This is a genomic window from Flavobacterium sp., assembly GCF_049240005.1.
Lineage (GTDB): Bacteria > Bacteroidota > Bacteroidia > Flavobacteriales > Flavobacteriaceae > Flavobacterium.
Window position 1 is genome coordinate 1 of the sequence record NZ_JBMLTK010000125.1, and the last position, 14,819, is coordinate 14,819.

Sequence of the window (14,819 nt, forward strand, 5' to 3'; positions counted from 1 at the left end):
ACTGTAACCAACAACGGAAGCTTGGTTTTAAACGGAGATTTTACGACATCTGCAAACTGGATTCAAGGAGCGTCGGCTACGCAAACCAATAATAGTCGTGCCGTGTTTTTCACAGGAACAGGAACTTCCCTAATTACCAAAACAGGTGGAGGAACTATTACCTTTGATTATTTGGTTTTAAATAAAACCGCAGGAAGTGTTCAACAAAGTACAGGAACCAATGTAGTTGTTGGCGGTACAACAGGTGATGTCTTTCAGTTAATAAACGCAAACACATACGACATTAACGGAAATTCCCTAACCCTAAATGGAACAGGAACTTCCATTGGAATTTCCACAAATGCAACCGGCCGTACCATTACTTCCACAGCAACAAACGGGCAGTTATTGATCAGCAATAGTAACAAGGCAGTTACTGGTACTGGTACTCTTGTACTTGGAGCAAATGTGACGACTGTTCTATCAACAGGATTCGATTTTGGAGCTTCGAAAACTACAATAAACGGAAACTTACAATTAAATCCGGGTGGTTTTGTTAACAATACAAATGCTCCTGTATACACAAATACGTCTACTCTTATTTACAATAACAACTACAACGTGTTTGATGAATGGAGAGCAACGGGAACAACAGCGGGTTTGGGTGTACCTCAGAATGTAGTTATAAATTCGGGCTTTACCGTAAACATGCCAAATGCCGATAGAGGTTTAGCGGGTAATCTAACCGCTACGGCGGCGAATGCGGTTTTATCCATGAATGCAACTTCTGGGAATTTATTTGTTGGTGGGAATTTGAATTTTAATTCGGGAAACAGTTTTGTTGGAAACGGACGTTCTGTAATTTTCCAAGGTTCTGCCAATCAAAATATAAATGTCGCGGCTGCGCCAGTACTTACAATTCCATCATTCACGATACAAAATGCAATTGCTGTTACCAGTAATGCTTCGCTAAATGTTTCTGCACCTTCAGCTGGCGCTGCCATAACAATAACAAACGCAGCGGGCACATTTACCTGGGGAGCCAATACACTAACTATTGGTAGTTCTGGCGTTGCAAGTACACTTGCCGGCGCGGGTTCGCTGGTTGGAAATGCTGCGGCTACACTTATTTTACAAGGTTCAGGGAGTATCGGAACATTGCGATTTACGGGAACAACTCAGTTAGGGACTTTAACTATAAATAGAACTTCTGGAGCTGTTGCTGCAGTTTTAGGCAGTGCCTTGACGGTAAATACAGCTATGAATTTAACTGCTGGTATTCTTGATTTAAATACAAGTACACTAACTTTAGGTGGGGCGATAACTTCGGTTTCAGGAGCTTCTTCCAGCAACTTTTTTATTGCAGATGTTTCCGTAGGAGGAGCACTTCGCAAGAATTTCACTAACGGAACAGCCGTTTCACGAAGTTTTACCTTTCCAATCGGAACTACAACAACGCAATATACACCAGCAACATTTTCTTGTACAACGGGCGATTTTGCAACGGCAAATCTTATTATGTCGGTTGATAATGTTATTGATCCTAACAACGAATCAGACAGTTATATTACCCGTTACTGGCAAACCTCGGCTACGGGAATTACCAACGCTACCTTCGATTTTTCGGGAACTTATCTAGCAGGAGATGTTGTAGGTACCCACACAAACATGTACTCTGGCAGATACATTGGTAGTACTGGAAACTGGATTATTGGAAATTTAGTTTGTAATCCTACTTGTACTAATACGGTATCGTTTACCGGATTAACTACTGCTACGGGTGCTCTTTCAGGTACTATAAATACGTACACAGCAGGCGATATTTTCAGACGTGCGGAAATCAATGTATTGAATCCTTCTAATACATCAATAGCAACCGGCGCTACTTTTGCTTTCGGTTCTCAAAGTGCTGGAAATGCAGTTGACCAGACTTTTACTATTCAAAACTTAGGTCTGCAAACATTAAATCTGTCGGCTGCAACAGTTACCGGAGCTGGTTTTAGCTTATTCCTAAATTACAGTAGTACCGTTGCCGGAGGCAGTTCAACGACCTTTACCATTCGATTGCTTGGAGATACTGTTGGAGCAGTAAGTGGTTCTATAAGTATTCCGAATAACGATACAACAGGAGGCGAGAATCCGTTTGTAATTAATTTTTCTGGAACCATAACTTGCTACCGTGCTACCAGTGAGAGTTCGGCAAAAGGTTCTTATGCCGCAGATGAAGTTTCAATTGACGGAAGAAGTTGGTTTTTGTCGGAAGCGCTTATTGGAGATCAAACCAATGATTACAAAATTGGCAGTAGATCGATCCGATTTCGCGCAGATGTAAATAGCGTTGCCGAAATGCTGGAAGACCAATTACTCGGTATTAATGCAGTTTCTTTTACCTATAGAAGATTTGGAAGTGATGCCATTACGGCTACTTTTGTTGTTGAATACAGCAAAGATTCGGGAAATTCTTGGATACAGTTAGGTGCGGCAATAACGCCAACAGCTACTGTACAAACGTTTAATCAAAGTTTAGAGCAATCTGGCCCAGTGCGATTGCGCATTAAGTATAATTCGGGAACGACCAATGCCAACCATCGATTCAATATTGATGATTTAGAAATTTGCCCGTTTAATGTTGCGGCAGAAATTGAGGTATTTGGTAACCAAGCCAGTATCCAAGATGGATCAACTACTACAAGTTTACAAAACAATACCAAGTTTAGTAATAGCTACTTCACCAGCGATGGTGTCATAACTAAAGTATACACCATAACAAACACGGGTACGGGAACTTTAAATTTGTCGCAACCCACTTTAACGGGTGCAAGCGAGTTTAGTATTTCAGCTTCTCTACCGGTAACTTCTTTAAGCGCTGGACAAAGTACGAGCTTTTCGATTTCGTTTTCAAGTACCACTGCAGGGCCAAAAATTGCAACTGTTTCTATTGTAAACAACGATAGCAATGAGAATCCGTTTAATTTCGATATTTCTGCTGATTCAAACAATTACAAACGCTGCGCGTTAACAGCGGTAACCACTATTGCACAGCAAACGTTTGAGACCTCACCGGCAAGCCCGGTAGTAAATTACACAGGCTCTGGTGGAACATTTGCCGCTACTGGAGGAACTGCTTACGGCGATAACCGTATAACAACTACAAACAAATTCATTGGTGCTCAAAGTTATCAAGTAAGTGGTGCTACGGCGGCTGCAACAAACGTTTTGAGTTTTGATAATGTAGTCACTACAAATTATAAGAACATTAGCCTAACTTTTAATCTTGGGTTTTATGGAAGCAGCAACACCCAAGGTTTGGAAACCAGCGATGAAGTTCGAGTTGCTATTAGTACAGATGGCGGAGCTACATATGTTGATCAGATTCTTATTCGGGGAAATAACAACGCCTTGTTAGATATTAATACGTCAACTGTAGCAACAGGAATAAAAATTTATACTGTATCGGGCACCTTGACTACTTTTGGAGCTCGTTCAAATTCAGTGAATGGATTGCCGCGAACCTATTCAATAACAAATATTGATGCACCAACAAATCAAGTTCGCGTCCGATTTACAATCAAGACGAATACAAATAGTGGAAATGAAGTAATTGCTATTGATAACGTTATAATTCAAGGACAACAAGAAAGTACGAAAACTTGGGCAGCGGGTGCTTGGGATACAACTGCGCCAAGCGATACAGATAAGATAATCATTAACGACGATTTCAATACAGGCGTCAGTGGAAGTTTGCAAGGCTGCGAATGTGAGATTAGTTCAGGACGAACGCTTACCATTGCTTCTAATACGTATGCAGAAATTCAGAGTAACATCACTAATAATGGTAATCCAATTGTTATAGAAAATAGCGGGTCGCTTGTTCAGTACAATGATAACGCGGTTAATGTGGGTAACATTGAAATGACGAGAATTACCTCGCCATACGAAGAGTATGATTACGTGTATTGGTCTAGCCCTGTAACTGCAACTACATTTCAAGGACCTTTTGATGGATGGCGACCAGACTATACTTTCGCATTTAATACAGCAGCATATGAGGATGTAAATGGAGATAGTTTTGATGATAATGGTAACGCTTGGGTAAATATTCCTTTTACAAGCCAGATGACTCCAGGAGTTGGGTATGCTATTATGGCTCCAACCGATCTTGGAACCTATCCAACTACCGCCACGGTTGTATTCACTGGTAATCCAAACAACGGACAAGTTACCTACACACTGATGGAAAGTAACAACAGTGCAGATCTTACGGACGATTACAATCTGGTCGGTAATCCGTATCCAAGTGCAATTTCAGCGGACTCCTTCATCAATGAGAATTTGGCGAATTTCGAAGGCACTATTTATTTCTGGACGCATGTTGGCGATATTCAGCCCAATACTACCAATCCGGGTCCTGGCGGTTATAATTTTTCTTCTGATGATTATGCCATGTATAATTTAACGGGTGGAATAGGTGTTGGTACGGGTTCGGTTTCAGGTAGTACTACACCAAACGGATTCATTGCCGCAGGACAAGCCTTTTTTATTGAAGGCTCAAATGCAGGATCTATTGTTTTTCGAAATTCTATGCGTGGATTGGGATACAACAACCAGCAATTTTTTAGACCTGCCGCGTTGCCTCCAATGCCTTTAGGTGATTCCGATCAAGGAAAAATTTGGTTGAAATTGCATAATTCCGATGGTATGAGCTCGCAACAGTTAATAGCGTTTTTATCAGGTGCGACAGACAATTTCGATAAAGGTTACGACGGGAAGTTTAATCCTGCGGGAGCTGCCTTGAATTTTTATTCGAGAATTAACACAGAATTCTACAGAATACAAGCACTCGGAAACTTTTCCGGCGATCACGTTGTTCCTTTAGGCTTTACCTCTGGAGTTTCAGGCCAAACGTACATTTCAATCGATCAGTTTGAAGGTGTATTTGTCGATGTTTCCGTACCGATTTTACTCTACGACGCACTTTTAGATATTCATCACGACTTGCGTTTAGCGCCGTACGGATTTATGGCAGAAATAGGGGCACAGAACAATAGATTTTATCTGAAATTCAATCAAGCTCCTCTGAGCATTTCAACTCCAGAACCCTACCAAGCTCAAGTCGATGTAGTTGCAACTAACAACCAAATAATTATAAAATCTGAACTAGATGCAATAAAAAGCGTGCAACTTTTTGACTTAAATGGACGATTGTTATACGATATATACGATGTTGCTTCCGCTGAGACTCAAATTGAAACTGCAAAATTTCAAACAAAGATTCTTTTAGTAAAGATTGAATTAGAGTCTGGAATAGTTTCGACGCGAAAAGTAATCAAGCAGTAAGGTGTTTTTGAATACGTTCGAACAAGCAATTAACGGTTAAACATTAAGATATCAGGTGTTTTGTAGTGTTTTTACAAAATCATGTTAATTGTTTTTCAATAAATTACTTAACTAGTCAACGACGTTAACGGAGCTGTTTTTAAAGAGTTTTCCCTTCTCGAATCAATTTTCTGTGCGTATCTGTTAATGCACGCAAGTTTTTGTAATCAATCCATTTCTGACCTTGAACTTTGCGCATTAACGTATCGTAAAATCGCATGATGGTTACGTTGTAGAAGGCTTTTGCCAAATGGTTTATTCCACGAGGAAATGCACGCAAACTCATTGAAAAACCCGCCGTTTCGTATTTCATGTAGTGCCAGTAACCTTCCGGCATATACAGCATTTCTCCGTGATTGAGTTCGCAGATATATCCCTCAGCATGCCTTAGCGCCGGGAATTTTTCAAAATCAGGATTATCAAAATCAATGTCTTCGCGCGAGATCAACGCATGCGGAACTTTATATAAGTATTTACTTTCAGACGGTGGGAAAATGATACATTTCTTTTTTCCATGAAAATGGAAGTGTAAAATATTGGCATAATCGATATCAAAATGCATAAAAACTTTTGCGCCAGCTCCACCAAAAAAAAGCATTGGAAGTTGCTTCACTAAACGCAATCCGATATTTGGCCACTTAAAATCGTTTTGAAGCACCGGAACTTCTTTCATTAAGTTGTAAAGAAATATCCGGTAGTTTGTTGGTTTGGATTCCAGGAGCTGAATGTATTCCGACATTAACATGGTTGTATGAGCTTCGTTGAAACCCTCCTCGTGAGACACCGGACGGTCGTCGTATAACGGGACCGTTTTAGAACCTGCCACGGTATTGATATAGTTTAAACGCCACTTCTCGTATGCCGGCCAATCCTCTGTAAGTTTAGTCAAAACAACAGGTTTTTGGGCTTTGACGTAAATTTCGTAAAAGTCTCGCTTTGAAAGCGACTCAAATCTGGGAATTTCTTTTAGTAAAAATCCGCGCGTAGTAACAGTCATCAATATAGAAACAAACAAATCAGAACGACAAAAATAAAATCATCCTAATTTGCTCGAAGCAATTTTAACAAAAACTAAACGCTTACGCCTCCGATTTTCGTTTTGCAGCGGCTTCAATATTGCGCTCTATTTTATGCTCTGGGCGTGTCCATTTTGGTTTTTCTCCTAATGCAACGTATTCAGAGTCAGAAGCTTCTACTGTTTTAGGCTGACTTTTCTTTGCAAAAGGTTTCATCGGAATCAAACCTAATGCGTCGAACATTTTCATATCCTCGTTCACATCCGGGTTTGGTGTTGTAAGTAACTTGTCGCCTGCAAAAATCGAGTTAGCTCCGGCGAAGAAACACAAAGCCTGACCTTCGCGCGACATTTCTGTTCGACCTGCCGACAAACGCACCTGTGTTAGCGGCATCACAATTCGGGTGGTAGCAACCATTCGAATCATTTCCCAAATTTCAACCGGCTTCTGATCTTCCAAAGGCGTTCCTTCAACAGCAACTAGTGCATTAATTGGCACCGATTCCGGTTGCGGATTTAAGCGCGCCAAAGCCAGCAACATTCCGGCTCGGTCTTCGGCACTTTCTCCCATACCAATAATACCTCCGCTACAAACGGTTACATTGGTTTTGCGAACATTGTCGATTGTTGCCAAACGATCCTTAAAATCGCGTGTTGAAATAATCTCTTTATAATATTCTTCCGAAGAATCTAAATTGTGATTGTACGCATATAAGCCAGCTTCGGCTAATCGCAAGGCCTGATTTTCAGTAATCATACCCAAGGTGCAACAAACTTCCATATCGAGCTTGTTGATGGTACGTACCATTTCCAAAACCTGATCGAACTCCGGTCCGTCTTTAACATTACGCCACGCTGCGCCCATGCAAACGCGCGAAGAACCCGATGCTTTGGCCCGTAATGCCTGTGCTTTTACCTGGTTAACCGACATTAAATCATTACCCTCGATATCGGTATGGTATCGTGCGGCCTGCGGACAATACCCACAATCTTCAGGACATCCGCCCGTTTTGATCGATAACAGGGTACTAACCTGAACTTTGTTGGGATCGTGAAATTCACGGTGAATGGTTGCCGCTTCATACAGCAAATCCATCATCGGTTTGTTGTAAATCTCTAAAATCTCCTCTTTAGTCCAATCGTGTCTTAACTGCATAGCTCGGTAATATTAGCGCTCAAAAATACACAATACTTTTTACTAGAACGCAACTCCTTCGACGCTTAACAGCGCTGCGAAACGCGATTTTTAAACCAAATTGCTGTAAATGAAGCTCGGAGATACTATCGATTGCACCTATTTTAACGTGAATTCCAAGAAATCGTTTGGTTTTCAATGTATAACGGATTTGTAATGAGTTGATTCCCTGCTTACATGTTTAGTTTGGTGATTAACCAAATAGTAGCGTTTTCAATTTTATAAGATTCACTTTTTTTTGAAATAGTACAAATAAAAAAGCCGCAAACAAACGCTGCGGCTTTTAAACTAAAGTAAGATGAATTAATCGACAATGTTGATGTTTTCTACTTTTCCTTTCCAATATTGCATCAAACAAAACGATACAATAAGTGAGGTTGCTACCGACTCAAACAACAAGCCCGTACAATAATTGTAAATGCTTGCTTTACCTCCGCCGAATAGAAATGCATCGGAAAGCGACTCTAAATAAACTTCGCCGCCTTTGAAATAGATGTAAGTTAATAACGCGCTCACACTTAAAATAGCTCCTGCCATCGAAGTGGTAATTGCCGCCAGTAAATTGGTATTGTACCCGCGAACACCCGAAACTATATTTTCACGAAGGGTTTTGTTAACGCCGTAAATAACAATGAAGAGGTTTAAAACCCGTAGATAAAATTCTCGCGACAAGCCCAAAGCTTCCATCAACAAGAAGTAAATTCCTATTCCTAGGAAAATCAGAACACCATTTCCAATCACTCTTTTCGTATTCATATGCAACGATTTTTAGATTAGACGTTATTTTCCATCTAAAGGTAATTAAAATAAATCTTCCAAAAGATTGATTTTCTTTGTTTTAAGAGAATTTTAATTTTAAAGAAACGAAGATTTTGTTTTTCGGCGCTTTCGCGGAAGAATTAAAAGTCGATGCAAAAGCTCAGATTTGCGCCTTTCTAGTGAATGCCTTTTTCATTGAAAACGGCGAACGAATCGTCGGCGTCTTGTTCGAGCGCTTTTTTAAGTTGTTCTAAAGATTCAAATTTCGCTTCGGCACGGAGGTATCCTAAACAGTAAGTGGTGATGGTTTTGCCGTATAAATCGCCTTCAAAATCGAAATAGTAGATTTCGATGGTTCGGGTTTGACCGCCCACAGTTGGATTGGTACCTATCGACATCATTCCTTTCACCATTTGACCGTCGATTTCGGAAATAACAGCATAAATTCCGAGGCCAGGAACCAATTTATGAAAGTCGGTTATTTCGATATTAGCTGTTGGATAGCCAATGGTACGACCCAGTTTTTTCCCATGCACCACCGTTCCGGTAAAGTCGTACGGGCGTCCCAATAACTTTTCGGCTAGTGCAACCTGTCCGGAAAGCAGCGCTGTTCGAATTTCGGTTGAACTAATCGTAAGCGCATCGACGGTTTGTTGCGACAATTGCTCGACCTCGAAGCCGTATTGTGCGCCAAATCGCTGTAAATCGGAATAGTCGGCTTGACGTTTAGCACCAAAGCGGTGATCGTAACCAACAAGCATTTTCGAAACCTGCAGTTTATCAACAAGAAGTTGCTTTACATACGTTTCGGCATCGAGTTCGGAAAAAGCGGCATCAAACGGCTGCACAATAAGGTAATCGATTCCCAAATCGGCAATAGCTGCCTGTTTTTCTTCGATGGTTTGCAGCAAATACATAGGTTCGTTGGGTTTTAGAACCATGCGCGGATGTGGATGAAACGTAAGGACAGCCGAAGCCAAACCTTGTTCTTCTGCCTCGGAGGCAATTTGCGATAAAATGGCCTGATGCCCGAGATGCACACCGTCGAAAGTGCCCACAGTTAGCAACAACGGTCGGGTACTCTGAAATTCAGCAATCGAAAAAAATGTTTGCACAGCTCTAAAATTACCGCAAAAGTAAAAGTTTAGAATTACATGAGCGACTTAAATATTTGTGAATGTCTGAATTGACTGATTTTGTGGATGATGCAAGCAAAAAGACAGCTTTTTTATTCGTTAATGATTTTATTTTAAGTGGGCGCTGCGTGGATGATGTGTCGTACTAATTGATAAAGCTCTAAAAAAGCGTCTGTTTTTTAACATACGTAATATTGCAATATTACCACGGATAATTAGCTGAAAAATAGTTTTTTAAACTAAAAAAACGAGATTTTAAAAAATAACTTTCCAAGTATTTTAAACAACGTATTTTCGGTAACGATACCCGCGGCCGTGATGGCAGTGGAAATGAAAGCGCAGCGGCCGCGCGTGACGGCGTTTTTTGCACAGCGACCAACGGAAGCTGCGCAAAAAGCTGCCGGAACCCAGGCCGCGCGATTTTATTGCAACGAACAGCGCGAAATGCCGCCCAAAACATGCAAAACAGCGCTTTTAAAGCTTTGGCATTTTAAGATAAGCGGTTGGGAAAATTTACCTCGCGCGAAACCTGCCGACTTTGTATCTTTAACGCCCATGATTTCGAAAGCAACCATAGATAAAGTTTACGATACCGCGCGCGTCGAGGAAGTAATTGGCGATTACGTGCAATTAAAGCGCGCGGGCAGTAATTTCAAGGGTTTGAGTCCGTTTTCGAACGAACGATCGCCCTCGTTTATGGTTTCGCCGGTGAAGCAAATTTGGAAAGATTTCTCGTCGGGAAAAGGCGGAAATGTCGTTGCATTTTTGATGGAACACGAGCATTTTACCTATCCGGAAGCCATTCGGTATTTGGCAAAACGCTACAACATTGAGATTGAGGAAACTGTTGAAACCGAGGAAGAAAAAGCCTCGGCCGATGTGCGCGAGAGTTTGTATTTGGTTTCGGAATACGCTAAAAAGTATTTTGAAACGCAATTGCACGAAACCGAACAAGGTAAAGCCATTGGATTAACGTATTTTAAAGAGCGCGGTTTTACGACCGAGACTATAAAAAAGTTTGCTTTAGGATACCACCCCGACGGCTATTCGACCTTTAGTGAGGCAGCGAAAAAAGCGGGGTATAATCCGGATTTTCTGGTGGGCACCGGACTCAGTATTGCGCGAGATAACGGCGAATTGATTGATCGCTTTCGCGGAAGAGTCATGTTTCCGATTTTAAGTATGTCGGGTCGGACACTTGGTTTCGGAGGTCGGATTCTGACAAACGACAAAAAAGCGGCCAAATATTTGAATTCGCCCGAAAGCGAAATTTACTATAAGAGCAAGGTTTTATACGGCATTTTTTATGCGAAGCAAGCTATTGCTAAGCAAGATTTGTGCTATTTGGTGGAAGGCTACACCGACGTGATACAAATGCACCAAGCCGGGATTGAAAATGTGGTTTCGAGCAGCGGAACAGCACTGACCTCGGAACAAATTAGATTGATAAACCGACTCACCAAGAACATTACCGTTTTGTTTGATGGCGATGCAGCCGGATTGCGAGCAGCTTTGCGCGGCATCGATTTAATTTTGGAGGAAGGAATGAATGTGCGCGTTTGTTCGTTTCCCGACGGTGAAGATCCGGATAGCTTTGCGCGGAAGAATTCGAAAGAAGACATTGAAGCCTACTTTGCCGCAAATGCCAAAGATTTTATTCGGTTTAAGGCGTCGTTGCTTATGGCAGAAGCGAAAAACGATCCGATTAAGAAAGCCGATTTGATTCGCGATATCGTTCAGAGTATTTCTAAAATTCCCGACCGCATTCAACGGGAGATTTACGTGCAGGAATGTGCGCAGATTATGGAAATTTCCGAACAGGTTTTGGTGAGTACACTTGCACAAATGCTGCAAAAAGACTTAAAGGAGAGTTTTAAAAAGCAGCAAAACCAAACGCAACCGCTTGAAGTAGTTAAAGCCGAAAATACCAGCACATCGGATAAAATTAATGTGCTGGAGACATTGGAAAAGAAGATCATTGAGTTGTTGCTGTTGTACGGAACGTCGGAAGCTACTTTCGAAGATTATGTTTTGGAAACGACTGAAAACGGCGAGGTAGTTGAAAAGCAAATCTTCACTCAGGCGAAAGTGTACGAGCGTATATTCTTGAGCTTGCAACAAGATGAAATAATTTTTAGCAACGAAACTTTTCGAGGTATTTACGAGTTACTCATTGCTTATTTAACTACTCATGACAAGTTCTCTGCCGAGCAGTTTATGTCGGATTTACCTGTGGAATACGCGCCTTTAGTTGCCGATATTTTAATGGAAGAAGAGAAAATTCAGCTTCACAATTGGGAAAGTCGCGATGTTTTTGTGAAATCGAAACAGGTAGGTATCGCACAATACGTCAACGAAACAATACTCTCGTTGAGGTGGTATTTAGTTGATCGAATCATTGCAGATTTAATGACACAAATTAGTCCGGATCCAACAGACGATAACTCCGAAATCTTGTCAAATACGATTGATTACCAACAGCTTATTAAGTCGTTTTCCGATAAATTAGGGCGCGTTTTATCTCGGTTTTAAAAAATCTCCAATTTTTTGGCTTTGTCAACCAAGTCAACCAAGTTGGTTACGTCTAGTTTGTTCAGCAAGCGCAATTTATAGGTGCTGATGGTTTTTTCGTTCAAACTGAGAAGTTTCGAAATTTCGTTATTCTTTTTTCCTTGGCTGAGGTAGCGCAAAACTTCGACTTCGCGGGTAGACAATTTGCGGTAAATGCGCTCCGATTTGTTTTGTTTCGCGATGAGCGACAGTTTTTGAAGCAGTTTTTCGTTAAATCGGTGTTGTCCGCCGCGTGCCAAAAGAATGGCTGATGCGAGATCGTCTAAACTGCGCGACTTATTTAAAAACGCACTGACACCAGCTTTGATGGCATTGGGCGTATAAATTTCTTCGGATAAATTGGTGAAAGCAATAAAACGCGTTTCAGGAAATTGCTTCACTAAAAGCTTTATCTCGTTGATACTTTTTAACGCATCGAGTTCTAAGTCGAAAACCAACACATCGATGTTTTTAACCGACAATAGGGGTTCTACTTGGAGGAAATTGCTGATGTTTTCAACGATTTGAATTTGGGGATGTTGCGAAAAATAGGCGTTTAAACCTTGGTGAACTACTGGATGATTATCGGCAATGGCAATTGAAATCGACGTGGCTTCGTTCATGGTTCAAGTGTCTTTTTATGTTTTTAAGAACATTCGCTTTTCTATATTTTGAAGTGAGCAGGTATTTCACAAACCGGAATTGGGTTCATTTTGTGTTGATTAGCGTTGTTTAAACGTTTGTAAATGGCAAAAACAGTGGCTTGACGTTCGGTAAAGGTGCTCGGATCGTGTGTTGATCCGGATGTTTCCATAGCCCATTCCAACTCGTCGTAACTAGCACCAAGCTGATCTTCGTCGGTACGACTATCGCCAAACAATCCGTCGGTGGGAGCAGCTTCTAAAATCGATTGCGGAACGCCCAGCACACGTCCCAATTCGTAAACTTCCGATTTATATAAATCAGCTATCGGACTTACATCTACACCGCCGTCGCCGTATTTGGTGTAAAATCCAACGCCAAAATCCTCAACTTTGTTTCCGGTGCCGGCCACTAAACTGTGGGTGAGTCCGGCGTAATAGTACAAGCTCGTCATGCGTAAACGCGCGCGGGTATTGGCAAGACTGAGATCGACTGTAGCTTGATCATCGGTTTGGGTTACGGCCGATTTAAAACTTTCAAAAACCGGAGTTAAATCAACCAATTGTCGGAATACGTTTGGATATTTCTGAATAAGGGCATCAATGTGTTCAGCGGCGCGATTTACCTGCGATTCGTGCTGATGAATTGGCATTTCCAAGCAATAAACAGGCAAGCCAGTGCGTGCACAAAGTGTTGAGGTTACCGCCGAATCGATTCCGCCCGATACGCCTACAACAAATCCGTTAACTTTGGCGTTCTTGGCATAGTCGAGCAGCCATTTCGAAATGTAATCGGCAACAGCTGCCGCTTGAGACGTAGAAATTTTTGACATCATCAGTTTCCTTTAGTTCGAAGCAAGTATCTTTGCACGTTTTAACATACCGTGCTTCGCAAAAGTACACAAGGAAAATCACTGTATCCAAGTTATGAAGGCATTGAAATACAAGTTTGTTATAATTTTAGCATTTGTTTGCGGCACTTTGCTGTTTTTTTCCTGTTCGGAGAAAGCAAAAGTTGAAGAAGCTATTCAAGAACAGCCCGTTGCACTACAACTCGTGCGTTTCGACAAGCAGTTTTTCGAAACGCCTGTTGCTAAACTTCCGGAATTAAAGAAAACATTTCCCGATTTTTTCCCAGCCGATGTTCCCGACAAAGAGTGGATTGAAAAAATGACTAATCCGCTGTGGCGCGAATTGTATGGCGAAGTACAGAAAACATTTCCCGATTTTAAAGAAGAGTTGCAGGAAATCAACGACGTTAAAGCGAGAATAAATTACTATTTTCCTGAGGAAAAATCCAAGAATCCGGAAGTAATCACGATGATTTACGAGATGGATCCTTCCACGAAAGTGCTGTACACCGATAAGGTTATCATCATTTCTTTGGAGATGTATTTGGGAAGAAAGCACAGATTTTACGAATTCCCGGAATACCAACGTGCTAATTTTGAAAAATCGCAGTTGCTGCCCGACGTAGTAAGTGCGTTTGCTGCTACGAAAATACCCATCGACAAGAGCAAGACGTTTTTGTCGAAAATGATCGATGCCGGAAAAGAATTGTATCTGAAAGATTTATTGCTTCCCGAAACGGCCGACAGCACCAAAATTGGATATACCGATTTACAACTTAAGTTTTGCCAAGAAAACGAAGCCTACATTTGGAAGTTTTTTATTGAAGAAAAGCTGTTGTACGATACCGATTCAAAGTTGGGACCTCGTTTCATAAATCCTGCGCCCTTTTCAAAGTTTTATTTGGAAATCGACAATGAAACTCCAGGTAGAATTGGCACTTGGGTAGGTTGGCAAATTGTTCGCGCTTACGCGGAAAAGAATAAAGTGCCCGTTCAAAAGTTATTGCTCATGGATGCCGACACTATTTTTAAAGAATCGAAATACAAACCCAAACAAGATGAGTAAGAAATCGGATATCGTTTTAGGAATTGAGCTGGATGAAAACAACGTTCCTGAGAAATTAGCGTGGACCGCCAGCGACGGCGGCATAAACAACGAGGAAGCAAAAGCGTATTTACTTTCGGTTTGGGATTCGAATGCGAAAGAGACCCTACGCATTGATTTGTGGACCAAAGACATGCCTGTGGATGAGATGAAACAGTTGATTCACCAAACTTTAGTGGGCTTAACCGATACGTATTTGCGCGCCACAGCCG

10 protein-coding genes are annotated in these 14,819 nt (G+C 41.4%); 4 read left to right on the forward strand and 6 right to left on the reverse strand.

The window, feature by feature from the left end; genetic code table 11:
• Nucleotides 1-5,316, forward strand: a 5,316-nt coding sequence (locus ACOVQQ_RS12480) for a choice-of-anchor D domain-containing protein (protein WP_421818487.1), incomplete at its 5' end; no start/stop codon positions are given.
• 139 nt (nucleotides 5,317-5,455) lie between these two features.
• On the opposite strand, the gene ACOVQQ_RS12485 is transcribed toward ACOVQQ_RS12480, so the two are convergent.
• From ACOVQQ_RS12485 to ACOVQQ_RS12500, 4 genes are all read right to left on the reverse strand, one after another.
• Nucleotides 5,456-6,352: a cupin-like domain-containing protein gene (locus ACOVQQ_RS12485; RefSeq protein ID WP_421818488.1), complete on the reverse strand. Its 897-nt coding sequence runs from the start codon at nucleotides 6,350-6,352 to the stop codon at nucleotides 5,456-5,458.
• Nucleotides 6,353-6,434: 82 nt separating this feature from the next.
• Complete coding sequence (gene bioB, locus ACOVQQ_RS12490; protein WP_421818489.1) at nucleotides 6,435-7,526, reverse strand: biotin synthase BioB; 1,092 nt, start codon at nucleotides 7,524-7,526, stop codon at nucleotides 6,435-6,437.
• A 342-nt stretch (nucleotides 7,527-7,868) separates the two neighbouring features.
• Nucleotides 7,869-8,321 carry a hypothetical protein gene (locus ACOVQQ_RS12495; protein WP_421818490.1) on the reverse strand — a complete coding sequence of 151 codons (453 nt, stop codon included), beginning with the start codon at nucleotides 8,319-8,321 and terminating at the stop codon, nucleotides 7,869-7,871.
• Between the two features lie 179 nt (nucleotides 8,322-8,500).
• Nucleotides 8,501-9,439: a bifunctional riboflavin kinase/FAD synthetase gene (locus tag ACOVQQ_RS12500; RefSeq protein ID WP_421818491.1), complete on the reverse strand. Its 939-nt coding sequence runs from the start codon at nucleotides 9,437-9,439 to the stop codon at nucleotides 8,501-8,503.
• 576 nt (nucleotides 9,440-10,015) lie between these two features.
• On the opposite strand from ACOVQQ_RS12500, the gene dnaG reads away from it, so the two are divergent.
• A complete protein-coding gene (gene dnaG, locus ACOVQQ_RS12505; protein WP_421818495.1) occupies nucleotides 10,016-11,992 on the forward strand; it encodes a DNA primase in 1,977 nt (658 codons plus the stop codon).
• Here the strand turns inward: dnaG and ACOVQQ_RS12510 are convergent.
• Nucleotides 11,989-12,633, reverse strand: coding sequence for a LuxR C-terminal-related transcriptional regulator (locus tag ACOVQQ_RS12510; RefSeq protein WP_421818492.1), 645 nt, complete (start codon nucleotides 12,631-12,633; stop codon nucleotides 11,989-11,991). The genes dnaG and ACOVQQ_RS12510 overlap by 4 nt on opposite strands.
• A gap of 41 nt (nucleotides 12,634-12,674) precedes the next feature.
• Entirely contained in the window at nucleotides 12,675-13,484 is an 810-nt protein-coding gene (gene nadE, locus ACOVQQ_RS12515; protein WP_421818496.1) for an NAD(+) synthase, read from the reverse strand.
• Between the two features lie 94 nt (nucleotides 13,485-13,578).
• Here nadE and gldB point away from each other — a divergent pair, with 94 nt between their 5' ends.
• Both gldB and gldC read left to right on the forward strand, forming a co-directional pair.
• Nucleotides 13,579-14,568, forward strand: a complete 990-nt coding sequence (gene gldB / locus ACOVQQ_RS12520; protein ID WP_421818493.1) for a gliding motility lipoprotein GldB — start codon at nucleotides 13,579-13,581, stop codon at nucleotides 14,566-14,568.
• Nucleotides 14,561-14,819, forward strand: a 259-nt coding sequence (gene gldC, locus ACOVQQ_RS12525) for a gliding motility protein GldC (RefSeq protein ID WP_421818494.1), incomplete at its 3' end; no start/stop codon positions are given. The genes gldB and gldC, both read left to right, overlap by 8 nt.